We start from the raw sequence: 23,028 nt of genomic DNA, 5'->3' as shown, positions 1-23,028 counted from the left end.
TAATCCCCTCACTTCAACCGTTTGTTCAATCCCGACCCTGCTCCCGAGCTGCCTGCTCGGGCGCGGGGTCGCTGTGTTTTTGGGATTGAATTTGCATCGCCGGACTTGCCAAAGAACGTTGATCGTCAAACAATCGAAGCATCCTAGAACTGGGGATGCTGCTTATGAAATGGCTAATCGGAGGAATTATTTGCGCCGCCGTTGTCGCGGCCATTGCTGTTTTTGGCTTTCTATGCCTGCGACGCGATTTAGGTTGGTCGGATAAATTGCCCGCTATTGGCGGGAACTCAAGTGGCCTGCAGGCTTCAGCAGAGGCAGGGCACTCGCATCCGCTCGATGCCGCTCTGGATTTAGCGAAGCAGGTTCTCGAAAACATCGACCACAACGTGCATGATTATACAGCCACAGTCATTATGCAAAGCCGCTTCGCCGGCCAGCTCAAGCCCCAGGAAATCTGCAACGTAAAAATTCGTAGCCAGCCATTCAGCATCTACATGGATTTTTTGGCTCCCGAGAGTCTGAAAGGGCAGGAAGCCATGTACGTGGAAGGAGTCCACGACAACCAGTTGGTCGGGCACGCCGGGAGTGGGTTAAGGACGCTGGCCGGCTCGGTGTGGCTGGATCCTAAAAGCGCCATTGCTATGCTGGGGCAGCGATATCCCATCACAGAATTGGGAATCGCGAATTTGACTAAACGGCTTATCGAAGTTGGCGAGCACGATCGCAAATATGCCGAATGCTATGTGTGGCGCAACGACCGGGCGAAAGTCGGCGATCGGTCCTGCATTCTGGTTACCGTCATGCATCCCATCCGGCGTCCCGGGTTCATTTTTCATATTGCTCGAATTTTCATCGACAAAGAATTGACGGTGCCGCTGCACTACGAAGCCTACGACTGGCCGGCACATGAGGGTGATCCGCCGCTGCTTTTGGAACGGTACACGTACGTCAATCTGAAACTAAATCCCGGCCTCACCGATGCCGATTTTGATCCCCACAATCCGGATTACCATTTCGGCTTAAAATGAATGGCGAGACATCGTTTCACGTGGCAGGTGCCGGATGTCGAATTTATTTAAGCGACGAATTTGGCTGGTGGCAGGCTTGTTGCTGATTGTGTATTTGGTGGTGATTGTCGCAATGATGATTCTAGAAAACACACTGCTGTTTGTTGCGTCAAAGTACCCGGACGGTGATTGGAACCCGTCGGGGTTAAAATTTGAAGATGCTTGGTTTCAGGCCACAGATGGCACTCGGCTGCACGGCTGGTTTGTGCCGTGTGAGCATCCGCGGGGCGTGGCATTGTTTTCTCACGGAAATGCTGGAAATATCAGCCATCGCGCAGATTTGCTGAGGGAACTGCATCACATGGGTCTGGCCGTGCTGGCGTACGACTATCGTGGCTATGGACGCAGCTCTGGCTCCCCAAACGAAGCGGGGATTTTGGCCGACGGCCGTGCAGCCCGAAAGTGGCTTGCCCAGCGCGAATTAATTCCCGAGAGCGAGATTGTGCTGATGGGAGAATCGCTAGGGGGCGCCGTTTCAGTGCAATTAGCAGCGGAATCACCGGCCCGAGGCTTAGTGATAGAAAGCAGCTTCAACAATTTGCCGGCCGTTGCTGCCGTGCATTATCCATACTTGCCGGTGAAGCAGTTGATGCGAACGCAGCTTGATTCTGCCGCTGCAATTGGCAAATATCATGGGCCGCTGTTGCAAGTGCATGGCGATGCCGACACAATTGTGCCTATTGCATTAGGCCGCAAATTGTTCGCAGCAGCCAATGAACCAAAGCAATTTGTCGTTATTCATGGCGGCGACCATAACGACCCGCGCACGCCGCAATTTTTCCAAGTGCTTGATAAATTCCTGGATGCCCTGCCATCTGCATCGCGCGAGCCCAAAAATAATTAAAAAACTACCGCGGATAGAATGCATCAGGCTGGCGAGTGGCCGTGTTGCCGTGCAAATCAGCGGGCCTGCCGCCGGGTCGATCGGGCAGAATTAGCTGCATGCCGGGGCGCAGGTAATCGAAATCGTCGCCTAAAGCATCCCGGTTCAGCTCGTAGATCTCGCCCCAGCGCGAGGGTTTACCTAGTTCGTGCCGTGCAATTTCGAACAGCGTATCACCCTCGACTATGGTGTACACACGGCCTCCTCCTTGCAGGCGGCTATTGGCTGAGACCATTCGTTGTTGCAGGCTGGCTGTTTGCTTGCGCGGTTTGGGGCACAAATCGGGATACATGCGGCGAAGCATCGCCTCGTCGGGCACAGTTAGCACTTCGCCAACTTTCAGATCTTCAGAATCCTTGGTCCGTTTGCGATTTAACTCAAATAGCGCTTTGAAGTAACCGCCCACCCCGTACGCCCTTTCGCTAATGATCCAAAAGCTGTCGTTGGGTTGTACCGTATATTGGTCGCCGTTGCGCTGAATATTTGATGGAACGGAAGAAGTGGGCACTACTTCGGACATTGGCGTGCGCGCCGCAAAATCGTTGGTCATTGTTGACCGTGACAAATCTACTGTGGTGTTATTGCGGGGCAAGTATTCGTTGGTCGGTGCCGGGCGCGGGGCGAAATCGGAAGAAACTGGCGAGGTATGAATGGCGATACGCGGAGCTGGCGGCACCGAATAACGATCGCCGGCAGTTGAGGTGATTCCTGATGGTGGAATCGTTGGAACCGCTGGCGGCATAGTGCTTGGAGGGGGCATGCTGCCAGAGTTCGATCGCAAATTATTTACCAAAGATTGTTCTGTTTCACGACCGGTATCTGCTCGCGGTGAGGTTTCGTTGGCGTTAACTTTTGCGAAAGGATCAACTGGCGCCGTCGAAGGCGGCGCCCTGTCAATCGTGGACGGAGTGGAACGAGAATCGTCGTTGGCCGCGCTATAGCCGGAATGGTAGGGAAGCGGTGCCTTGGTGTGTAATTCGTTGGTTTGTTCCGGGTTGCGTGACGAGTAGCGATTATCTGCTTCGGTCACGGGTAATGGCTCGGACAATAGTGATGGGGGCGGGGAAGCAACGGGTGTCGCTTCACGAGATAAATCGGTCTTCGTCGGTTGCGCGGTCGAATTTGTCCATCCGAGCGCGGCATTTTGCTTTAGATCGTCACGACCATTCATCGCATACTCAGGCGGCCGAGTATTGTCATCTTGCGGCGTGACCAAAGTGGGCGGAGCAGGCTGGGGTGGAGCGTAAGAACGCGGCGCCGCATCAGTCGGTTTCGTTGCCGACGCACTAAGATTCATGGATGGTAGACTAGGATGTTTCGTCAAGCGCTTGATCAACAGCGCGCAGAACACCGTCAGCAAAATGCCGATAAACATTAACCCCAATTTGGCTTCCCGTGCCATGCTGGCCTCCTCCTTGAGGCTTTCGTCTCAACCGTCTACCGTCCGAACAATCTGCGATCCCATTTACACCCGTTCCGCAATCCTCAACTTAGCGCTGCGGCTGCGGGGGTTACGGGCAATCTCCGCTTCGTGTGCGGTTACCGGTTTGCGTGAAATTGCCTGGAGTCGTGCATCATCTCGAAAGGCTTCTTTCACGCGCCGATCTTCCAGCGAGTGAAAGCTGATGATCGCCAACCGGCTACCGGGTTTCAAACAATCGGGCAACCTCCGCAGTGCAATTTCCAGTGATTTAAGTTCATCGTTCACGGCAATCCGCAGGGCTTGAAATGTTCGTGTGGCCGGATCAATTCGCTGTTGCCGGGCCGCCGCCGGCACAGCCCGCCTCACAATTTCCGCTAATTGGCGGGCTGTTTGAATTGGTTCGTGATGTCGTGCATCGACAATGGCTTTGGCAATGCGACGGCTAAAGCGTTCCTCTCCAAATTGAAAAATTAAATTGGCCAAATGTTCCGCGCTCAAGCGATTGATTAACCGGGCCGCTGGTTCGCCCGCCAACGGATTAAATCGCAAGTCCAACGGGCCATCGGCTTCAAAACTAAAGCCTCGCAGGGGATCGGCTAACTGATCGCTGGATAATCCCAAGTCGAGCAAAATGCCGTCCACTTTCGACTCGTTTTGTTCTGCCAGCACCTCCGGTAAATCGGCATAATTTGCTTGAATTCGTCGGACCGGTAAATCCGCCAGATTTTTTTCCGCCGCACTCACCGCTGCCGGATCACGATCGATGGCGTATACCCGGCCGGTCGGTCCCACTCGTTCCGCCAAAGCTCTCGTGTGTCCGCCGCCACCGGCCGTTCCATCGACAAAAATGCCGCCGGGCTGTGGATTTAGGCCCGACAGAACTTCTGCCAGCAAAACAGGAACATGACACGACGCCGACATGTGTGGTAAAGCTGAGGAAAATGAGATTTTTATGCGGGCAACCGTCGTATTGTAGCGCCCACCGCCTGCTAGCGCATAGATACGCGCATCGCAGCAACGAATTCCATTTTCAACAGAAGTTCCAAACCTGTCGGACTCAAAAAGCCACGAACGTGGCGCGCATGCCTGTCCCGTGATGCCGAGTCAGACACACGGGTGGGCTATGTACCGATTCTCGCCACTTCAAGCAAGCGGAGTTTTTTGCAACGCAGAAACAGCCCAAATCCGCTAGCGGCTGAGTGATTCCGCTTGCTAATTTCAACCCCGTGGTTTTCAAAAACGCTCCAACCCGGGTAACTTCCCTGCACCCCCGCAGGTTGGACGCTGGCAGTCAGCGGCGATACATCGGAGTCGCTGCTGCAAGCCATCGCGGATTCCTTCCGGATGGAAAACTGAAGCGGCATCAAACAAGCCTGTGGCCAAAGCTCGCTTGTTACAGCTTGCGGTTACTGTGGCCTGATGGTGCCCGGGTTTTTACCACACGTCAAGTTGGCTTGTTGTGGGAAAATCATGGAGTGTGAGCTACTTGTCGTAAGTCGTCTAGTTCCGAGGACTTCGGCCAGACAAATGCATGCTATCAGGAGCCGCCTCCATGAACATCAACACTATTTTGTGAACGCCTGTTCATAGCCCTGCGCTTGGCGCTTCCGGCCCGTTAAAATGGGCCGCCACAGCGTTAAATTTCTGCGATGTGTTTTTGGCGATTTTTTGGCAGGGCGCAATGACGAACGTGACTTCTGAACTCGATCAATACAATTACAATTTGCCCAAGCATCTGATTGCGCAGGAACCGATGGCAAATCGGGCCGACGCCAGGTTGATGGTGGTCGATCGCGCGCAGCGTCAAATCATGCACCAGCATGTGCGCGATCTGCCGGAGTTACTCCGCCCTGGTGATTGCCTGGTGCTGAACGATACAAGGGTTATTCCTGCCCGCTTGGTGGGCTATCGCATGTCGACCAAAGGCCGCTGGGAAGGGTTGTACCTCAATTCGGAACCCAGTGGTGCGTGGCAGGTGTTGTGCAAAGCCCGAGGGAAGCTGGCGCCGGGCGAAACCATTCAATTGCTCGACCGTTTGGCTCGAGAAGATACTCAATTGCGATTGATCGCGAAATCGGAGCAGGGTGTGTGGCTGGTCCGGCCGTCGGAAGATGAGCTCCCCATCAAATTGTTGGAGCGGATTGGCCGCGTTCCTTTGCCCAAGTACATTCGTCACGGCGAAATGGTCGATGCCGATCTGCAGCGCTATCAAACCGTCTATGCCAAGCACAGCGGTTCCGTGGCGGCTCCCACCGCTGGTTTGCACTTCACGGCCGAATTGCTCGATCGCCTGCAGGCCGCGAAAATCGGCATCGCCCGTGTGACGTTGCACGTGGGAATGGATACTTTTCGCCCCATTAAGGCCGCCCAGCTCGACAAGCATGCCATGCACAGCGAATGGGGGCAAATCGATGCCACGAACGTGGAGCGGATTAATCTTGCTCGAAAAAATAAAGGGCGAATTGTGGCCGTGGGCACCACTTCGGTGCGCGTTTTGGAAACCGCCGCCGCCGATGGCGTGCTGCGACCTTGGGAAGGACAAACTCAACTGTTCATCCGGCCGCCGTATCGCTTTCGAGCCGTCGATTGCTTGTTAACCAACTTTCACCTCCCCAGCACGACGTTGTTGGTGTTGGTGCGAGCCTTTGGCGGCGACAAACTTATGCAATCTGCGTATGAGGAAGCAGTGCGAAACGAATACCGCTTTTACAGCTATGGCGACGCCATGCTAATTGTGTGACCGGGCCGCGATTCGTATACTGCCAATCATTCACGAGGTAACCAATTTCTTACGCCTGGCTCGCTTAATCTTCTTTTTGAATCCAAATCCCCAATTCTTTACCCAGAATTCTTCCTCATGTCTCTCGTCCATACCGAACTCGTGTTGGTTGTACCCACCGAGTTGTTTCATCGCCTCGGTTATTTCCAGGGCTTCACCCGCGAAATTGATCGTTATCTGGCAGAACTGCTGAGCGCCGGCAACACCAGTTACCGTCCGCGGGGCGAAATGGAAGAAAATCCGGATTTCAAGCAGTTAATCCCCTACGTCATTTTTCGCCACCGCGACGCCACCGGCCAAAATCATTTGTTTCAGTACACCCGCGGCAAAGGCATGGGCGAAAGCCGCCTCCACAGCAAACGGAGCGTGGGGGTGGGAGGCCACATTTCCATCGACGATTGCACCACGGAGGGCCGCGTTCCCTACGACGAAGGCATGCGGCGCGAGCTCGATGAAGAGGTGATTATCGATACCCCGTTCACAGGCCGCTGCGTAGGATTGATTAACGACGATCAAACCCCCGTCGGCCAGGTTCACTTGGGTGTGGTGCATTTGCTCGACGTAGAGCGCCCGGCGGTAAAGTCGCGAGAAAGCGAAATTTTGGATGCCGGCTTCCGCCCGGTGACAGAATTGCTTGCCGATTTGCCGCAATTTGAATCGTGGTCGCAATTTTGCTTGCAAGCTTTGTTTGGTTGATCGGAATCGGGGTTCCGTATGTTTTTCTCCGGTATTTTTTCTTCGACAGGGAACGTCGCTCGATAATAAACAAGTGAATGGCCAGCGACTTGCCCATCTACATGGATAACCACGCCACTACGCGGGTCGATCCGCGGGTGTTGGAGGCCATGTTGCCGTTTTTCAGCGAGCAATTTGGAAATGCGGGCAGCACCAGCCACCGTTACGGCTGGGAAGCGCGCGAAGCCGTGGCTGCAGCCCGGGAAAGTATCGCAGAAAGTATTGGCGCCCAGCCGCGGGAAATCGTGTTTACCAGCGGCGCGACGGAAAGCAACAACCTGGCATTGCGCGGGGTGACGGAGCGAGCACGGATCAAAAAGCCCGATCGGCCGCCACACATCATTAGTGTGATGACCGAACACAAGGCCATCTTGGATCCCTTGGAGTTTCTGAGCCAGCGCGGCTGCGAAATCACGCTGTTGCCTGTGGAACAGGCCGGCAGTTCTGGCGCGGGCCTAATTTCAGCCGAGCAAGTTGCCGCTGCCATGCGTGAGAATACTGTGTTGGTAAGCGTGATGCTGGCGAATAACGAAATCGGCGTGATTCAGCCCTTGGCGGAAATTGGAACCGTGTGCCGACAGCGCGGAATTTTATTGCACAGCGATGCCACGCAGGCCGTGGGGAAAATGCCTGTCCATGTGGACGATTTGCCAGTCGATTTGCTGAGCTTTTCGGCCCACAAGATTTATGGGCCGAAAGGAATCGGCGCGTTGTTTGTACGTCGGCGGACCCCGCTGGTTAAATTGGAACCTCAGATTTTCGGCGGCGGGCAAGAAAATGGCTTGCGCAGCGGCACCGCCAACGTGCCGGGCATTGTCGGTTTTGCCCGGGCTTTACAATTGTGCGATCAAGAAATGCCCGTCGAACAACCCCGCCAGGCCGCACTAAGAAATCGACTGTTTTCCGGGCTGACCGAACATCTGCCCAATGTGGTCCTCAATGGCCCAGAACTGGATCAGCCCAAGATCAACAACAACCTTGTTCGCCTGCCCGGCAATTTGAATGTCAGTTTTGTTTTTGTCGAAGGTGAGGCGCTGCTGCTGGACATGCAAGATCGGTTGGCTGTTAGCGCAGGCAGCGCTTGCACTTCGGCTAATCCACAACCCAGCCATGTGTTGCGAGCGCTAGGCCTTTCCGAGGATGCCGTTCGCAGCAGCCTGCGGTTTGGCCTGGGCCGCTTCAACACAGCCGCTAACGTGGAAGCCGCAATCGAGATTGTCGCCGGTTCCGTCAACCGCCTGCGAAAACTTTCGAGTATGGGGAGGGAAAAGTAACCAAAAACCTATTGTAATGGCCAATTGGCAGCGGCAAATTCAGTTCCTGCTTGGTGTTTGGTCCATGGGCCCGTCACAAAATTGCCCTCTTCCATTTGAAAATTTCAGCGTATAATTCAGAGAAGTGCTGAAATAAAAGCCACCGCTATCAACCCATTTCAATGAAGAATTCAGGAGTTTAACTCGCCATGGCTGTTTCGCTCACCGAACGGGCTGCAAAAGAAGTCAAGAAAATTCTTGAAGACCAAAAGATGGGAGCCGGCACGCTGTTGCGCGTGGGCGTGGCCGGAGGTGGTTGCAGCGGTTTCCAATACAACTTGGGCTTTGATCAAAAGTTCGATGAAAAGGCCGACTCCAAATACGATTGCCACGGCGTGAGCCTGGTCGTCGATAAGAAAAGCGCTTTATACCTCGACGGCACCACGGTCGATTTTTACGAAGGGCTGGAAAAACGCGGCTTCACCTTCGATAACCCCAACGCCGTTAAAAGCTGTGGCTGCGGCAGCTCGTTCCAAGCATAAAAAGTTTTGTGATTGGTTGATGTCGCTATTGCCGCGAACCGCAAGGGCAGCGGTGCTTTGCGACCCCGATTAAAAATACCCACCGTTGCCACGCAATGGACCCATCTTTGCGTGGCACTTTTTTTGCGCCCTGATGGCGTCGGACGGAACCTTGGTTAAAATACCCCGCTAAGAGCGTTCTTTTCTTATTCTCTTTTCGCGAGATTATGGGAGCGCACTTATGCGCCGTATTACAATCTTTTTGCTGATATTGGGAATCGGCTCGTTCGTTTTGCCATTGATGGGAAGGCAGTTCGTGTTGGTCAGCATTTTCGAAGGTCACGAAGTTATTGCCGGTTCGTCGCTGATCGCCGGCGGCGTGCTATTGCTGGTGCTCGACCGCGTGTTGGCTGACTAATCGGCGAATTTTTGTCGCACCCTATTGTCAGACGTTTGATAACCGCTTTTCGTTTTTACGCCGATAACGTAGAATCGGCGGCATGAAGAAAATCCACATCATCGGCATTGGCGACGATGGACTGGAAGGAATCACTGCCCAGGCCCGCAGGCTGATTGAAGAGGCCGAACTGGTGCTTGGCGCGGAGGCCACGCTCAAGTTATTGCCCAAATCGGGCGTGACCGAGCAGCGTGTGTCGCTGGGCGGAAATTTGGATGAAGCCGTCCAACTGGTCAGCCAGGCTGGCGACAAAAAAATCGCCGTGCTGGCTTCGGGCGATCCGCTTTTTTACGGCGTGGCCCGCTATTTGTGCGATAAGCTCGGCAAGGATCGCTTCGAGGTCGTGCCGCACGTCAGCAGCATGCAATTGGCGTTCGCCCGAGTGAAAGAAAGTTGGGAAGATGCTTACCTGACCAACTTGGCTTCGCATCCGCTGACTGCAGTGATCGAAAAAATCCGCATCGCCGACACCGTGGGCCTGTTCACCAGCGAAGCGTTTCCGCCCGCCGCCGTGGCCAAGGCCTTGCTGGGCGAGCAAATCGATTATTTTCAGGCCTATGTGTGTGAAAATCTCGGTTCGCCCGATGAACGAGTAACGCAAGGCTCGCTGAATGAAATTGCCCGTGAGCAATTCGCCCCGCTGAATGTGATGATTTTGGTGCGGCGGCCGGAAACGCCCGATCGTCCGACCGATGCCCAACGGCTGCGTCGCTTCGGCAATCCGGATGAAGTATTTTTACAAGCCCGGCCAAAGCGCGGCCTGCTTACCCCGGCGGAAGTCCGCAGCATTGCCCTGGCGGAATTGGCCATCGCAACGAACAGCATTGTGTGGGATGTGGGGGCCGGCAGCGGATCGGTCTCGGTTGAATCCGCCTTGTTAGCCGCCGAAGGCACAGCCTACGCCATTGAAATGGATCCGGAAGATATCGAGCTGATTAAAGCGAACGCCGAGCGCTTTCGCGTGAAAAACCTGGTGCCCGTGTTGGGCCGTGCCCCGGAGGCGTGGGGCAATTTGCCGCAGCCCGATTGCATTTTTGTCGGCGGCAGCGGGCGCGAAATTTCCCGGCTGGTGGAACTGGCGTACAAGCAATTGAAGCCCGGCGGGCGATTGGTCGCTTCCGTCGGCAGCATCGAAAACTTGGCAGCCGTGCGCGAAGGATTGCAACGGCATACTGGCGACGTCAACGTGCTCATGATCAACGTCGCTCGCGGCACACAGCAACTGGAAAGGATGCGATTTGTCGCATTGAATCCCACGTTCTTACTGAGCACAGTCAAACCGAAATGAGATTTTTCCTTTCCACTTCTAAACCATGCCTGACGAAAAACCGCTCGATGTGATTGCCGTCGGCGCGCATCCGGATGATGTGGAAATCGCCTGCGGCGGCACGCTGGCCAAACTGGTCAAGCAGGGTTATCGCGTGGGCATTGTCGATCTCACGGATGGCGAACCCACGCCGCATTCGCCTGGGCCGGAAGCGCGGCTGGCCGAAGCCGAGGCGGCGGCAAAAAAACTCGGCGTGCACGTGCGGGTGCAGTTGGGATTGCCCAACCGGCGGTTGTTCGACACGTTCGAAGCCCGGGTGGCGTTGGGCAAAGTGTTCCGCCGCTACCGGCCGCGGTTGGTGTTTGGCTTTGGCGAAAAAACGCCACTGGCTTCGCCCGACCATTTTCAGGCGATGCAAATTACCGATGCCAGCGTGTTCTACGCACGGCTAACCAAGTGGGATCAACACTTCGACGGTCTGCCGGTTCACACCATCACCGCCTATTTGTATTACACGCTGGCATTCACCTCATTTGGCGTGCCGCCGGGGGCAGGCAGCATCGTGGTCGACATTACCGACACGCTGGCAGCCAAGCTCGAAGCCATCCGTTGCTACGAAACACAATTCGGCGCCAAGCCGGAAAAGCAGATCGAGCAGCGCGTGCAGGCCTTCGCCGTGCAACTGGGAACGGCCGCGGGTTTTCCTGCCGGCGAAATGTTTTCCAGCCCGCGGTTGATCGGCACCCGCGATCTCATGCACTTTTTATTCGGCAAAAAGCCGGGCGATCAACCGGCTCCGCCCGAACCACCCCGGTAATATGTAGGGGTATTATTGGCTAAAGTGGGCGTGCCGAACGTGTCGAAGATGCTGATTAGTTGATTCAAGCGGCGCGTGTCGCATGGGTTACTTTCGCGGAAAACTAGGAGTGTCTTTTTAGACGTCGCAAAAAGTTTAGACGATCCAATTTCGCATCTTTGCAGTGACGTCGTAGTTTTCCGCTCTTCGGCAATTCATCGAGCGCATAGGCTTAAATTTGTCGTAAGGGAGGAGATGTTACTATGCCCGAAGCACGCCTCGGCACCGCGCTTCAATCGTTGAAGCCCGCCCAACGTCCAGAAAAAACGACCGTTGCAGATTTAGTTGCCACCCGGCCGGCTGCCTTGCAAGGGTCGAATCGCAGCTACCGCAAGTTCGTCTTGTTGGGGCATCCACGTTCCGGCTCCTCAATGATTATCGATGCCCTGGACAATCATCCGCAAATTGTCGCCTTTGCCGAGTTGTTTCACCGCAAGCGAATCGATTTTGCTTTCGGCAGCTACGAAAATCATTCCGCCAAGTTAATGGAGTTCCGAAATAAATGGCCGCTGGAGTTTCTTGAGCAGTATGTATTTGCGTCTTACCCAGACCACGTCAAGGCGGTTGGCTTCAAGCTGTTTCCAGAGCAGGTTGAAAATCACACGTTCCGCTGCATTTGGAAATGGCTGCAGCGAAACCAAGAGGTGCAAATTATTTATCTTAAACGGCGTAATCTTTTAGCGACTTATACCTCTCTGAAAATAGCAGAACAAACCACAAAGTTCAAAATTGGAAGTGAGTCTGAAAGATCGCAAGCGGTGGTGCATCTTAAGCCCAGGCAGTGCATAGCCGAATGGCGCAGCAGGCAGCGTTATAATAAAGTCATCGATAAAAAAATCGCGGGACACGAAACCCTGGATTGGTTTTATGAAGATGTCTCACAAACTCCTGCGGAACACTTGCGGCAAGCGCAGCAGTTTCTCGGCGTCGACGTGTGCGATCTAAAAATTAATATGATCAAGCAGGAAGTGCGTCCCTTATCGGTGGCGATTGAAAATTACACTGAATTGCAACAACACTTCTTAGGCACCCCGTGGGAAAGCTTCTTCGAGGAACCAACCCCGCGCAGCTTTTTTCCTGGGGCGTCGCAGCCAGGCCCCGTGCGTGCAATCCCCTCGGCAGACACACGCCCCAATCGGAAAGTCAGCATTCGTCGGAAATTTCGCGAGTATTCAAACCTGCCGGCCGGCATGGTTGCCGCGTTCGCTGCCAGCATCATTTTTTTCGGCCTATTTTTTTCCAGATCGTTGGCCAATGCAAATTCACCGGTTGATTTCACCGTTGCCACCATCGATAAAACGGCCAATCGCATCGAGCTGTACGCCCTGCAGAATCAAAAGTTGCCTGCAAAACTGTGTGCTATTCAGGACAACCGCTCGGCAAAAGAAATCACCGATGCTTGGAACCAAAAGCTCCATTATTCGGTAACCGGGCCCGACACTTTCGTCATTACGAGCTATGGTTCAGATGGCGTTCCCGGCGGCACCGGCGATGGGATCGATATTGTTCGCACTTTCAAAATTGAACCCGGCGAGATTTGCCAACTGCTGGGCCCCATCGTCCGACAATAAGCCCATTGCGTGCTTCGCAGCCGGCTTTGCGCAACGGCAACTCAGCAATTCATCTGAGCGGAGCGCGCCGCAAAGTTCCATGGCGTTGCGACGGTGCTTTCTTTGCATTTTGTGGCGTTCGTGATTTTCGATTTTCCGCCTGACCGGTTAATTCATACAAAAACCGGCTCGGTTCCGTGGGCCGCGCTTTGCCCCATTTCATTCGCGAAAGCGCCAGCGACAGTGTCAGCCGATCTTTCGCCCTCGTCACCCCCACATAACACAGCCGGCGTTCCTCGTCGATGGCCTTCGTGTCGCCATTTTTTTCCGCGTCAACCGATTTTTGATGCGGCAGCAAGCCTTCTTCCAGGCCGACCAAATACACGTGCGGAAATTCCAATCCTTTGGCGGCGTGCAATGTCATGAGTGCGATGGCATTGCGATTGAGTTTCGATTCCTTGTCGCTGGCTTCGTCGCGCTCGCCGAGCGCCACTTCGTCCAGAAAAGCACGGAGTGTGGGTTTTTTCGCGCGCTTTTCGTACGACGCCAAAGCGTTAATTAGTTCCCGGACGCTGGCCCAGCGGCTTTGCTGCTCGTTGGCATCAGGGTATTGCCGGGCCAAATCGTCCTGATAGCGGATGTGCGTGATCAATTGCGTGGTAATTTCGGATAGCGGCTCTTCAGCAACACGAGCACGATATGATTCAATCAACGTGCGAAATTTATTCGTCGCTTCGATCGCCACCGGGGTCAATTTGGCGTCGGTTGGCAGGTTCGCCAAAACATCCCACAAGGGGCGGCCTTGCTGCACCGCCTGCTCCACCAGCGTTTTGACCGTGGTTTGCCCAATGCCGCGCGGCGGAATGTTGATGATCCGCAATAACGATGGCTCATCGTGCGGGCGATCTAGCACGCGCAGATAAGCCAGAAGGTCTTTCACTTCCCGGCGATCGTAAAACGATTGTCCGCCAATCAGCACGTAAGGAAGTTTTTCCTTGCGAAGTTCCATTTCGAAGGGTCGTGGCTGTTCGTTGGTGCGGCACAAAATGGCAATTTCGCACCGCTGAATCGCCGGGTTTTCCAGCCGCAGTTTAATATCTGCGACGGTTTGTGCGGCTTCGTCGGTCTCGTCCTGGCATTGCACGATGCTTGGCCGCAAACCGCCGGAGATGGAAGCGCGCAGCACTTTTTCATGGCGATTTCGGTTAAACGCAATCAACCGGTTGGCGAATTCCAAAATGGCTTCGCAGGTGCGGTAATTATCTTCTAGCCGCACCACGGTGGCGTGGGGCCAATCGTGCTGGAATCGCAGGATGTGTTCCACTTCGGCGCCGCGCCAAGCGTAAATCGATTGATCATCGTCCCCCACCACGCACAAGTTTCCATGACCACCGGCGAGCGCTTTCACAATCCGGTATTGGCTGGCGTTGGTGTCCTGATATTCATCGATCAGCAGATGGTCGAAGCGGCGCGCTTCATCGCGGCGAACTTGCGGAAACTCGTCGAACAGTTTTTGCGTGAGCAGCAGCAGATCGTCGAAATCGACAGCGCCCGCGGTTTTCAAAGCGTCTTGGTAGCGGCGGTAAGCCACCGCCGCAAGATGATCGCGCTCCGTTTCCGCCTGTGCAGCGGCTTCGTTGGGTTCCACGCCCGCCGTTTTCCAACGCCCAATGAAATACAGCAAATCGCCGGGACGCAGCCGGTCGGCGCTGGCCCGAACTTCGCGCAGCGATTGCCGGGCGGCTCCTTCCTGATCGCCGCGATCGAAAATGACAAACTGCCGCGGATAGCCTAAATGCTGAATTTGCCGCCGAAGTATTCGCACGCACAGCGAATGAAATGTGGAAATTTCTGGCCGCGACTTCAGTTGCTTGCCCAACAGTTCGGCAGCCCGTTGTTGCATTTCGCCGGCCGCTTTGTTGGTAAAGGTGACCGCCAAAATCCGTTCCGGCTTCGTGCGATTGCGGATTAGGTTGGCAATTCGAAATGTAACCACGCGAGTTTTGCCCGTGCCTGCCCCGGCCAGAACCAATAGCGGTCCGGAAAGCGTTTCAACAGCCTGGCGTTGAGCAGGATTAAGCGACATGGGTCAGCAGCAGAGAGAATATTCTGGCGACGTGCTAAAGACGCCGATATAAATTTTAATGACACTTGGCTGGCCCGCGAGTGTATCGTTTGCACCGGCGGCTTGTCCATTGGCTGAAATTTCTGTCGATACTTCGTCATTCCATGCCCGTGCCGGCCTTGACGTTAATCTTCTTTCGGCGCTATACTTCTGCAGGAAATAAGCGCGGCTAAAAGTCATTCGTGCATCGACTTTCGGCACATCTGCATTGTCGATTTGTGTACTACTCCCCTTCATTGGAACACGGATGAAAGCTCAACACCGTCACGAACTACATACCAACCAACTCGCCGACTGGCTGGAAAAAACCAGCGAAAAGCTCAAGCCTTACGCGCGGGCTATCCTCGGCATCCTCGTGGCGCTGGCGATTGTCTTGGCGGTTTATGCCTATTTGGGCTCGGTCGAACGGCGAGCCACGGTCGCGGCTTCCGATCAGCTCGTCATGGCATTGGACAGCCAAATGATGCCCGAACTGCAGCGCACGGTGGACGATCATCGTGGTACGCAACCAGCAACCGTAGCCCAATTGGTGATGGCGGAAACAATGCTCGATAACGGCGCCAACGCGCTATTCGCCAACAAGCCGGCTGGTCGCGAAGCCATTTTTAATGCCTCCGAAGCGTTTGCCACGGTTGAAAAGGAAACAAAGGACCCCATGCTGCGGGCTTGGGCGTTGTACGGTTTAGGAAGAGCTCACGAATCCATAGGCGATTTAGACCGCGCCCGGGACGACTTCCAGCGTCTCATCAAAGAGTATCCAGATAGTTCACTGGTCGAGTCAGCTCGAACTCATATTAACCGTTTGAATCAGCCGTCGATCAAAGAGTTTTACGATTGGTTTGCCAAGCAAGAGCCACGCCCGCCAGCGCAGGATAATTCGCCCGGCATACCCGGTGTGAAGCCTGCCTTTAATTTAGAAGAGCCCTCCGAATCGGTATCTCCAGGCGATGTAAAGTTGCCCAGTGCGCTATCCGGCAGCACTTCAAGCCGTACTTCCGACAACAAGTCTGGCGGCACATCGATTCCTCCAGTGGCCCCGGTACCTGAATCTTCCCCGCCGGGTTCCAATTCTCCGCCGGCCGGAGCGTCGAAATGACGAACGTCTGATGTCCGCTGGCTCGCCGATTGAGCGCATGGTAGAGCCGGAGCATGCCGGGTGCCGGCTCGATGTCTTTTTGGCCAGCCAGTTTCCTGAATTCAGCCGCGCCCAATTGCGGCGGGCGATTGATGCGGGCGCAGTTTCGCTGAACGATCGGCCGGCCAAGGCCGGGCAGCGTTTAAAAGGTGGCGAGCAATTACGGTTTGCATTGCCCGAGCTGCCTCGACCGGGCCCTGTGCCGGAAGATATTCCGCTGCAAATACTATTCGAAGACGAGCATTTGGCGGCAATCAACAAGCCGCCAGGCATGGTTGTGCATCCGGCCAAAGGGCACTGGTCGGGCACACTAGCCGCAGCCTTGGCGTTTCATTTTCAACAACTCAGCGGAGCCGGTGGTCCCACTCGTCCTGGTATTGTGCATCGGCTAGATCGTGATACCAGCGGGGTTTTAGTTGTGGCTAAAACCGATGCGGCCCATTACGCATTAGCGGAGCAATTTGCTCAGCGCACGGTACAGAAAGAGTATTTTGCGATTGTAGTAGGTGCAATCGATCGGGATCGCGACGTCATCGACATGCCGATTGGAATGCACCCGTATCAACGGGAAAAAATGGCCATTCGTCGCGATCATCCGTCCAGCCGGCCGGCGCAAACCATGTACGAAGTCGCCGAGTTGTTCGACGGCTTTGCCGCACTCCAAGTGAAACCAAAGACGGGACGGACGCACCAAATTCGCGTCCATTTGGCGGCCATCGGTTGTCCAGTATTGTGTGATAAACAATACGGCGGCCGAGCGGAAATTACGCGCGGCGAAATTCGGAAGCAAACCGACGATCGCCAAGTCATTCTTGCTCGGCAAGCGTTGCATGCCCAACGACTAAGCTTGGCACATCCGGCCAGCGGCGCGGTATTAACTTTCGAAGCGCCCCTGGCCGCTGATCTGCTGGCAGTGCTGAATGAATTGCGATCTTTCAGGCCGCCGTCCAAGCGAACTTCCTGACGCAGTTGCTATGCGGCTGTTTTTCTGTCTTCGATCCGCCGCACCCAATCGCGCACTTGCCCGGCCAGCACCAGTTGCATGGCGCCACCAGCAATAGCGTAAACTCCGATCAGCCATACCACGGCCTCGATTCCGGCGATCGGCCACACAATCAGCGCCAGGCCGAACAGCATCGAGAGCACGCCGGCCACAACGAACAGCCATTCGCCTTCCACATGCTTGCGCAGCCGGATTGCGAAAACAATTTCTAAAATGCCGCTGATGATTGCTCGCAGGCCAATGTACATCACCAATACCAACGCTGCCACGCCAGGCCGAGCAAACGTGAAGACGCCAATCATAATTCCCATGATGCCGGCCAATAGCAGGAGCCACCAATCCTCAAACGTTTCATGACTGGCCAACGACCCGACGACGGCAAAGGTTCCATCCACAATCGCAAAAATCGCGAACACCCAAATCAACGAAGAAACCACCGCCAGCGTGGGAAGCGCCAACACCAGCACGCCGAACACCAGTGCCAACAAGCCGCGAATCACCAGAAAACTGGAAATGCGTTTTGCCTTATCAAACATGCTTAAAACCCTTCAAAAATCGAAAGACGGACACATGAAATATCGCCGCCGTTTTCGCCTGTTATATTGCGTAGTCTGGGCAGTGATTGGCGTTTGGGCTATCTATTTGTAGGTCATGCTGGCTTAAGTATCAACCCAGTTCGCATCTTTTCCAGGCGAATCTCTTAGGCAAGCAAGCGCTTTTGGCCTTACCACTCACTTGCCGATGCAGAACCGGCTGAAAATGCAGTCCAACAAATCATCGGTATATACAGCGCCCACCACTTTTCCCAATTCCCCCAAGGCGAGTCGAAGCTCCGCTGCCAGGAGCTCTTCCGCCGCTTGATGAACCTCAGCAGATCCGACTAAACGCTGCGCTCGCAACAGAGCCTCGTTTGCTAGCCGCAAACTTTCCCGCACTCTGGCTGCCGTTCCAGCGACGACTCCTGCTTCATTGGGCTGTGCCGCTAGGGCAGCACGAATGGCTCTCCGCAATTGATTTAATCCCTGCCCGCTATGGCTGCTGGTGCGAATGGCTGGCTCCATGCAATTTGCCTGAGCGGGTGCATCGCATTTCGTCAAAATGATTAACGTGTTGGAATATGATTTCACACGCTGTATCTCAGCTTGTTCCCAATCGTTGGCCGCTCGGGTGGCATCCAGGCACAGCAGTTGCAAGTCGGCCTGGCCCTGCTGATGCTCCGAGGCGGATTGAGCAGCAACATCTTCGGGCCGCCGCGATTCGCCTTCGGACATCATCCCCGCGGTGTCGATCAGCTCGATAGGCAATCCGGCAGCGTTAATAACGGCGACAAGATAATCACGCGTGGTGCCAGCCTGCGGGGAAACCAAGGCGGCAGCGCTTTCCAAAAGCGCGTTAAAGAGACTGCTTTTTCCTACGTTCGGCCAACCCAGCAGCACCACACGCGGCAAGCCTGCGCCGGCGGTGCGGTTGTCCAGTTGTCGGCCAGTGATTTCCATTTGCATTGCCGCATCGGCCAGGCGATGTTTTAATTCGTCGGAGGTGATAAAGCGGATGTCGTCTTCCACAAAATCGAGTCCGGCTTCCAAGTCTGCCAGCAGATTCAGCAAGTTGGACCGCAGCTGCTGCAAGGGGTGCGATAATCCGCCGGCCAATTGTTCCAAAGCCGCGTGAAGCTGCTGACGATTGGCGGCATCGACCACGCCCAAAACGGCCTCCGCTTGCGTCAAATCGAGGCGGCCGGCCAAAAATGCGCGCAGCGTGAATTCGCCCGGCTCGGCCAGTCGGGCACCGGCATTGCAGACGGCTTGCAGCAAAGTTTGCAGCAGGGGAGGCGACCCGATGGAATGTATTTCTGCCAGGGGCTGACGCGTGTAGCTACGAGTCGTGGGCCATAAAAAAAGATCGGCCGGTAATTGCAGCGGCTGATTATTTGCCGACGAACCAGGCAAACGATTGCCAGACACGTGCCCGCTAATTGCCGTCGGTTGCTTCAGCCGCGTCCAATCCGCATTGGAATGTAATGCGACAAAGCATCGCGAAATAATTTCTACGGCCTGAGGTCCGCTGAGCCGCACAATTCCCCGCGCCGCCGGGTTCGACGCTGTCGCAACTGCGGCAATGGTATCGTCGAGCGAAAGCATGAGGCCAAAAATGACCAGGTTTCAAGCAAGAATGGCCCCTCTGAACTTACACGCTTATTTTCCGCGTTGCCTTTTTCGATCACGTCGGGTAGCTGCGCCGTTGCCGGAGGAAGAAGCTCCAGTTCGACTGGAAGCTGTCGCCAGCGCGCCGTCAGTTATTTTTGTTTTTGGCAACAGCATTTTCTCAGCAATGCCCCAGATGCTGGAAGCAATAATGTACAAGCACAACCCGCTGGGCACCGAATAATAAGCGTAGGCGATCAAAATCAGCATGTACTTCATCATTTTTTGCTGCGTTTTCGTTTGATCGTCAGTCGCAGGCGGCATAAACATTTGCTGTTGAATGATGAACAGCGTGACGGTGAAAATCGGCAGAATGTTCAAATAGGGCCCTAGTGACATGAACCCGCGGTAGGCCGTTAAAAAATTGGGAATCAGCGAAAAATCTTTCCAATACCACAGCATGTCAGGCGCCGCGAGGTTCGAGCACCAGCGGATGCTTTCTCCCAACAATGGCGCCTGGCGCAAATCGATGTTGATCATCAACGAGCGATACAACCCAATGAAGATGGGTAACTGCAAAAAGGCCAACATGCAGCCGGCCATCGGATTGAAGTTGTGCTTGCGATACAGCTCCTGCATCGCCCGCGTTTTTTCTTCTGCTTTGCCTTTGTATTTTTGGTTGATGCGGTCTAGCTCAGGCTTTAGTGCCTGCATTTTTTGTGCGCTAGCCGCTTGCCTGCGCGTGAAGGGAAACATGCAAGCCCGAACCAGCACCGTCAGCAGGATGATCGCCAACCCGTAATTGCCCACGATGCCGTAAAAGAAAGACAGAATGTGAGTCATTGGCCTGGCGACCACCGCCCAGATCGGCCAGCCGTAATAAATTAATTCGCCCAAGTTATCTTGGGGATCGCCTTCCAGCGGATATTGAGCCAGCAAATCGGGCTGCTTCGGGCCGGCAAACAAAGTGTAACTGTGCTTGACGGGCGCGCCGCCCGGATCCAGCGTTTCGCTGACGCTCACCAAGCGGCAAGAAACATCTCCCAGCGTTTTATAGCGCGGATCAGTGGGCATACGGCCCACGACAATGGGTTTGATTTGGGCTAACCAGGGCTCGCGATCTTTCATCGGTGTCGGCAACAGCGCGGAGGCCACGTATTGGCCGTCCACTCCCGCATACACCATCAGGGCATCGGGTTCTTCCGAGCGGTAGGGCGGATCGAGCTTCCCTTCGGCGGTGGCCATCGGACTGATGAGCGCCGGATCTTTTCCTTGTAGAAGCAAGGCGGTATCGCGCACTCCGATGCCGCTCCAACTGCGCGACGGCCGGCTGGTGTACCACCAACCCTCGATGGGCAATCCCGTGGGCCCATCGAGTTGGTAGCTGACCGTGTGCTTTGTTTGGCCTGTGTTGCGTAATTCAATTTCAAGCGTTAGATGATAAGCGGGTTTTCCACCATCCGCTTTTGCGAGTTTGTAACGCTTAACAAGTTCCAAATCGAAGCTTGGAACCGCGCGCGTGAATTCGACCGTATCGACGTCAATTTGCTTGGCCTGCCAGTTTGCGGTGCGGAGCTTAACGCCCGGCAATTCCGTGTCAAGTCCTGCCAGCGGATCGACCGGCGGCGTTTTATCATCGGAAATTTTTTTATCATCGGCCAAAGTCTTTTTATCGATCTGCCACAACGTCAGCAAAAACGACAACGGATCGTGGGTGTTGCCGGCGACCATGTCGAGCGGCTGTGGCATTTGCATGTCGGCTGTGAACAATTCCGGACGCACAACTTCCAGCGGGCGCTTTCCCAACGTGACCGAAAGCGATTGCGGCTGCCCACCGCGAAGCACCGAAAGTTCAATTTTTTCGCCGGGCGAGCTGTTGTTGATGGCCTTTTCTAGAGCCGCCGCGTCGGCCACCGATTGCGAATTAACTCCTGTGATGACGTCGTTGGGAAGCAGCCCGGCGGCGGCTGCAGGCGTGCCGGGTGCAACCAAATTGATTTTCACTCCTGGGGCAGCATTTTCTGCGGCCAAATGGCCCAAATAGCCGGCGCGGTTTTCTAAATCGCGATACTTCGCGCTGCTTAACTCAATGCGTTCCACAGCCGCGCCGCGATTGGTAAGCGTCACTAATAGGCGGTAGGGATTATTTTCTCCGGCGTCGGCGGAACCAAGCGTAAACCATTGCGTTGGCGTCTCACGTTCTTCGGCTGCATTCGCAGGCGCGGCTTCTATATTGGCGGTGGCCTCTTCTTTCGGTCTTTGTTCATCGCCATTGAGTTTATCGGCCGCGTTCTTTTCCGCTCCAGCTTCGTTCTGTTTTTGTGGGGCCACCGGTTGCGGCGGCAGCGGCCCGCGCAGCCATGCCCAAAACGCAAAATTGGCGGCCAGAATGGCAATCGCCCCGACAATGAACAAAATAAAACGGCGGTTTTCCACGAAGAAATCCTAGACCACGGGCTGAATCAAAAACGGGAGGAATCGGCAAAGCCGAATAGTCGCAGCGCCTAAAGTCGTAGCGGGTTTGACTCTTCGACTTTTTGAATGCTTGGCGCCCACTTACCGGCCCTCCAGTAGCCGGTCGCCGAGAAAATTATCGAGATCGGGAATGTCGTGAATCTTTTGCCGCGTCTTCTCGGCCGGATATTCCACGCGGCGGTAGGTAATTTTGTCGTCTTCCTGCACTACGTAGCAAGCCCGCGGATCGCCGTCGCGCGGCTGTCCGACGGAGCCCACGTTAATCATCGCCTTTTCACTGCCGACACGATATTGAAAATTGATTTCTTCTGGACTGAGGAAATTCATGCCTTCGGTAAACACGCCTGGCACATGGGTATGGCCCTGGAAGCAACACCGTTGTATCAGCGCAAAGCTTTTTTCCAATTTTTTCGGACTACAAATGGTGTCCTCCGGAAACACATATTCGTTAAGCGGATTGCGCGGCGAGCCATGCACGTATAAAAAGCCATTGTCCCGGTGGCTGCGAGGTAGTTCGCCCAAAAATTCCCAGCGCTTGGTGTTGGCGTCGGGATTTCCACGCGGATTTTCCAATTGTTCGCGGGTCCAAAAAATGGCTCGTTCGGCGCCGCTATTAAAACCCTCCGGATCAAATAGCGCCCCTTGGTCGTGGTTGCCCAGCAAGCACATTTTGCAGTTCATGACCAAGTCGATGCACTCGCGCGGGTTGGGGCCGTAGCCGATAATATCCCCCAGGCAGAAAATCTCTGTGATCCCTTGGGCGCGGATGTCGGCCAGCACGGCCTCGAGGCCTTCGAGATTACTGTGAATATCGCTGATCAGGGCTCGCTTCACGCGCGCTTAACCTAACAAGAACATAAACGTGGAACCAGCAGACGCTACACCCTACAGGTTTACGCCGCCGTAGCCCCACGTCGGATGGGTTGGTGTCAATTCATTCTATCTTGTCGCAACGGACAAGGCTAAACTGGCAGTCTACGAAGCAACGCGAAGGCGGTCAAGCCATTGCACGATAGGCATTTGCGTCATCGTATCCATCCGACGGCAGTTTTGACGCGCGCATCTGAATTGCGGTAATTCAAGGCTGCGTTATGCATCGGCCGTCACGAAAATTCCACGAACGTTTCCACTCAGAGCATGCGAATTTTGGCGATTGAAACCACCGATTTAGCTGGTAGCGTGGCAGTGCTGGAAAACGATCGAGCGGTAGTCGGGATCGACTTAGACGCACAGCTGCGAAGCGCCCAATCTTTGGCACCTGGCATCGAAGAATTGCTAAAAACAGCCGGCTGGCAGCCAGGCGACGTGCGGTTAGTGGCCGTGACCACCGGTCCGGGCTCATTCACGGGACTGCG

The 23,028-nt window shown here is 54.9% G+C and carries 20 protein-coding genes; 13 read left to right on the top strand and 7 right to left on the bottom strand.

All coding sequences use genetic code 11. From position 1 onward, the window contains the following. Window positions 1-164 precede the first annotated feature (164 nt). The gene (locus VFE46_16675) at window positions 165-1,028 is read left to right on the top strand and encodes a DUF1571 domain-containing protein (GenBank protein ID HZZ29634.1); all 864 of its coding nucleotides are present in this window, start codon (window positions 165-167) and stop codon (window positions 1,026-1,028) included. A gap of 34 nt (window positions 1,029-1,062) precedes the next feature. Further along, the gene (locus VFE46_16670; GenBank protein ID HZZ29633.1) at window positions 1,063-1,911 is read left to right on the top strand and encodes an alpha/beta hydrolase; all 849 of its coding nucleotides are present in this window, start codon (window positions 1,063-1,065) and stop codon (window positions 1,909-1,911) included. A 4-nt stretch (window positions 1,912-1,915) separates the two neighbouring features. On the opposite strand, the gene VFE46_16665 is transcribed toward VFE46_16670, so the two are convergent. Next, window positions 1,916-3,352 carry a LysM peptidoglycan-binding domain-containing protein gene (locus VFE46_16665; GenBank protein ID HZZ29632.1) on the bottom strand — a complete coding sequence of 479 codons (1,437 nt, stop codon included), beginning with the start codon at window positions 3,350-3,352 and terminating at the stop codon, window positions 1,916-1,918. A gap of 63 nt (window positions 3,353-3,415) precedes the next feature. Further along, window positions 3,416-4,294 carry a 16S rRNA (cytosine(1402)-N(4))-methyltransferase RsmH gene (rsmH, locus tag VFE46_16660; GenBank protein HZZ29631.1) on the bottom strand — a complete coding sequence of 293 codons (879 nt, stop codon included), beginning with the start codon at window positions 4,292-4,294 and terminating at the stop codon, window positions 3,416-3,418. A gap of 760 nt (window positions 4,295-5,054) precedes the next feature. Here rsmH and queA point away from each other — a divergent pair. The 8 genes from queA (at window position 5,055) to VFE46_16620 (ending at window position 12,812) form a co-directional block, all read left to right on the top strand. After that, complete coding sequence (queA, locus tag VFE46_16655; protein HZZ29630.1) at window positions 5,055-6,113, top strand: tRNA preQ1(34) S-adenosylmethionine ribosyltransferase-isomerase QueA; 1,059 nt, start codon at window positions 5,055-5,057, stop codon at window positions 6,111-6,113. Between the two features lie 117 nt (window positions 6,114-6,230). Beyond that, complete coding sequence (locus VFE46_16650) at window positions 6,231-6,848, top strand: phosphoesterase (GenBank protein HZZ29629.1); 618 nt, start codon at window positions 6,231-6,233, stop codon at window positions 6,846-6,848. Between the two features lie 77 nt (window positions 6,849-6,925). Then, the gene (locus VFE46_16645; GenBank protein HZZ29628.1) at window positions 6,926-8,161 is read left to right on the top strand and encodes a cysteine desulfurase family protein; all 1,236 of its coding nucleotides are present in this window, start codon (window positions 6,926-6,928) and stop codon (window positions 8,159-8,161) included. A 188-nt stretch (window positions 8,162-8,349) separates the two neighbouring features. Then, window positions 8,350-8,682, top strand: coding sequence for an iron-sulfur cluster assembly accessory protein (locus VFE46_16640; GenBank protein ID HZZ29627.1), 333 nt, complete (start codon window positions 8,350-8,352; stop codon window positions 8,680-8,682). 220 nt (window positions 8,683-8,902) lie between these two features. Continuing rightward, on the top strand, window positions 8,903-9,079 hold the full coding sequence (locus tag VFE46_16635) for a hypothetical protein (protein ID HZZ29626.1): 177 nt from the start codon (window positions 8,903-8,905) through the stop codon (window positions 9,077-9,079). A gap of 82 nt (window positions 9,080-9,161) precedes the next feature. Further along, the gene (gene cbiE / locus VFE46_16630; protein ID HZZ29625.1) at window positions 9,162-10,406 is read left to right on the top strand and encodes a precorrin-6y C5,15-methyltransferase (decarboxylating) subunit CbiE; all 1,245 of its coding nucleotides are present in this window, start codon (window positions 9,162-9,164) and stop codon (window positions 10,404-10,406) included. 25 nt (window positions 10,407-10,431) lie between these two features. Continuing rightward, the gene (locus VFE46_16625) at window positions 10,432-11,202 is read left to right on the top strand and encodes a PIG-L family deacetylase (GenBank protein ID HZZ29624.1); all 771 of its coding nucleotides are present in this window, start codon (window positions 10,432-10,434) and stop codon (window positions 11,200-11,202) included. A gap of 242 nt (window positions 11,203-11,444) precedes the next feature. Next, window positions 11,445-12,812, top strand: coding sequence for a type II secretion system protein GspG (locus VFE46_16620; protein HZZ29623.1), 1,368 nt, complete (start codon window positions 11,445-11,447; stop codon window positions 12,810-12,812). 49 nt (window positions 12,813-12,861) lie between these two features. On the opposite strand, the gene VFE46_16615 is transcribed toward VFE46_16620, so the two are convergent. Beyond that, window positions 12,862-14,877, bottom strand: coding sequence for a UvrD-helicase domain-containing protein (locus VFE46_16615; protein ID HZZ29622.1), 2,016 nt, complete (start codon window positions 14,875-14,877; stop codon window positions 12,862-12,864). Between the two features lie 286 nt (window positions 14,878-15,163). On the opposite strand from VFE46_16615, the gene VFE46_16610 reads away from it, so the two are divergent. Then, window positions 15,164-16,012 carry a tetratricopeptide repeat protein gene (locus tag VFE46_16610; GenBank protein ID HZZ29621.1) on the top strand — a complete coding sequence of 283 codons (849 nt, stop codon included), beginning with the start codon at window positions 15,164-15,166 and terminating at the stop codon, window positions 16,010-16,012. Window positions 16,013-16,022: 10 nt separating this feature from the next. After that, window positions 16,023-17,015 carry an RluA family pseudouridine synthase gene (locus tag VFE46_16605; GenBank protein HZZ29620.1) on the top strand — a complete coding sequence of 331 codons (993 nt, stop codon included), beginning with the start codon at window positions 16,023-16,025 and terminating at the stop codon, window positions 17,013-17,015. 8 nt (window positions 17,016-17,023) lie between these two features. On the opposite strand, the gene VFE46_16600 is transcribed toward VFE46_16605, so the two are convergent. The 4 genes from VFE46_16600 to VFE46_16585 all read right to left on the bottom strand — a co-directional run bounded on the left by VFE46_16600 (window position 17,024) and on the right by VFE46_16585 (window position 22,507). Further along, entirely contained in the window at window positions 17,024-17,590 is a 567-nt protein-coding gene (locus tag VFE46_16600) for an HdeD family acid-resistance protein (GenBank protein ID HZZ29619.1), read from the bottom strand. A 195-nt stretch (window positions 17,591-17,785) separates the two neighbouring features. Beyond that, a complete protein-coding gene (locus VFE46_16595) occupies window positions 17,786-19,195 on the bottom strand; it encodes a GTPase (protein HZZ29618.1) in 1,410 nt (469 codons plus the stop codon). 54 nt (window positions 19,196-19,249) lie between these two features. Continuing rightward, window positions 19,250-21,634: a membrane protein insertase YidC gene (gene yidC, locus VFE46_16590; GenBank protein HZZ29617.1), complete on the bottom strand. Its 2,385-nt coding sequence runs from the start codon at window positions 21,632-21,634 to the stop codon at window positions 19,250-19,252. A gap of 120 nt (window positions 21,635-21,754) precedes the next feature. Then, entirely contained in the window at window positions 21,755-22,507 is a 753-nt protein-coding gene (locus tag VFE46_16585) for a metallophosphoesterase family protein (GenBank protein ID HZZ29616.1), read from the bottom strand. Window positions 22,508-22,810: 303 nt separating this feature from the next. On the opposite strand from VFE46_16585, the gene VFE46_16580 reads away from it, so the two are divergent. Then, a partial coding sequence (locus VFE46_16580) for a tRNA (adenosine(37)-N6)-threonylcarbamoyltransferase complex dimerization subunit type 1 TsaB (protein HZZ29615.1) occupies window positions 22,811-23,028 on the top strand: 218 nt, incomplete at its 3' end.

The sequence above is a fragment of the Pirellulales bacterium genome (assembly GCA_035656635.1).
In the GTDB taxonomy this organism is placed as follows: Bacteria; Planctomycetota; Planctomycetia; order Pirellulales; family JADZDJ01; genus DATJYL01.
The sequence above is the reverse complement of the archived record's forward strand: the minus strand, read 5'-3'. Positions and strand labels throughout refer to the sequence as shown.

Bases quoted from the DNA above. Each gene is read 5' to 3' on its own strand.
- VFE46_16675 (HZZ29634.1), top strand. From the start codon at position 165: ATGAAATGGCTAATCGGAGGAATTATTTGCGCCGCCGTTGTCGCGGCC.
- VFE46_16670 (HZZ29633.1), top strand. From the start codon at position 1,063: ATGTCGAATTTATTTAAGCGACGAATTTGGCTGGTGGCAGGCTTGTTG.
- VFE46_16665 (HZZ29632.1), bottom strand. From the start codon at position 3,352: ATGGCACGGGAAGCCAAATTGGGGTTAATGTTTATCGGCATTTTGCTG.
- rsmH (HZZ29631.1), bottom strand. From the start codon at position 4,294: ATGTCGGCGTCGTGTCATGTTCCTGTTTTGCTGGCAGAAGTTCTGTCG.
- queA (HZZ29630.1), top strand. From the start codon at position 5,055: ATGACGAACGTGACTTCTGAACTCGATCAATACAATTACAATTTGCCC.
- VFE46_16650 (HZZ29629.1), top strand. From the start codon at position 6,231: ATGTCTCTCGTCCATACCGAACTCGTGTTGGTTGTACCCACCGAGTTG.
- VFE46_16645 (HZZ29628.1), top strand. From the start codon at position 6,926: ATGGCCAGCGACTTGCCCATCTACATGGATAACCACGCCACTACGCGG.
- VFE46_16640 (HZZ29627.1), top strand. From the start codon at position 8,350: ATGGCTGTTTCGCTCACCGAACGGGCTGCAAAAGAAGTCAAGAAAATT.
- VFE46_16635 (HZZ29626.1), top strand. From the start codon at position 8,903: ATGCGCCGTATTACAATCTTTTTGCTGATATTGGGAATCGGCTCGTTC.
- cbiE (HZZ29625.1), top strand. From the start codon at position 9,162: ATGAAGAAAATCCACATCATCGGCATTGGCGACGATGGACTGGAAGGA.
- VFE46_16625 (HZZ29624.1), top strand. From the start codon at position 10,432: ATGCCTGACGAAAAACCGCTCGATGTGATTGCCGTCGGCGCGCATCCG.
- VFE46_16620 (HZZ29623.1), top strand. From the start codon at position 11,445: ATGCCCGAAGCACGCCTCGGCACCGCGCTTCAATCGTTGAAGCCCGCC.
- VFE46_16615 (HZZ29622.1), bottom strand. From the start codon at position 14,877: ATGTCGCTTAATCCTGCTCAACGCCAGGCTGTTGAAACGCTTTCCGGA.
- VFE46_16610 (HZZ29621.1), top strand. From the start codon at position 15,164: ATGAAAGCTCAACACCGTCACGAACTACATACCAACCAACTCGCCGAC.
- VFE46_16605 (HZZ29620.1), top strand. From the start codon at position 16,023: ATGTCCGCTGGCTCGCCGATTGAGCGCATGGTAGAGCCGGAGCATGCC.
- VFE46_16600 (HZZ29619.1), bottom strand. From the start codon at position 17,590: ATGTTTGATAAGGCAAAACGCATTTCCAGTTTTCTGGTGATTCGCGGC.
- VFE46_16595 (HZZ29618.1), bottom strand. From the start codon at position 19,195: ATGCTTTCGCTCGACGATACCATTGCCGCAGTTGCGACAGCGTCGAAC.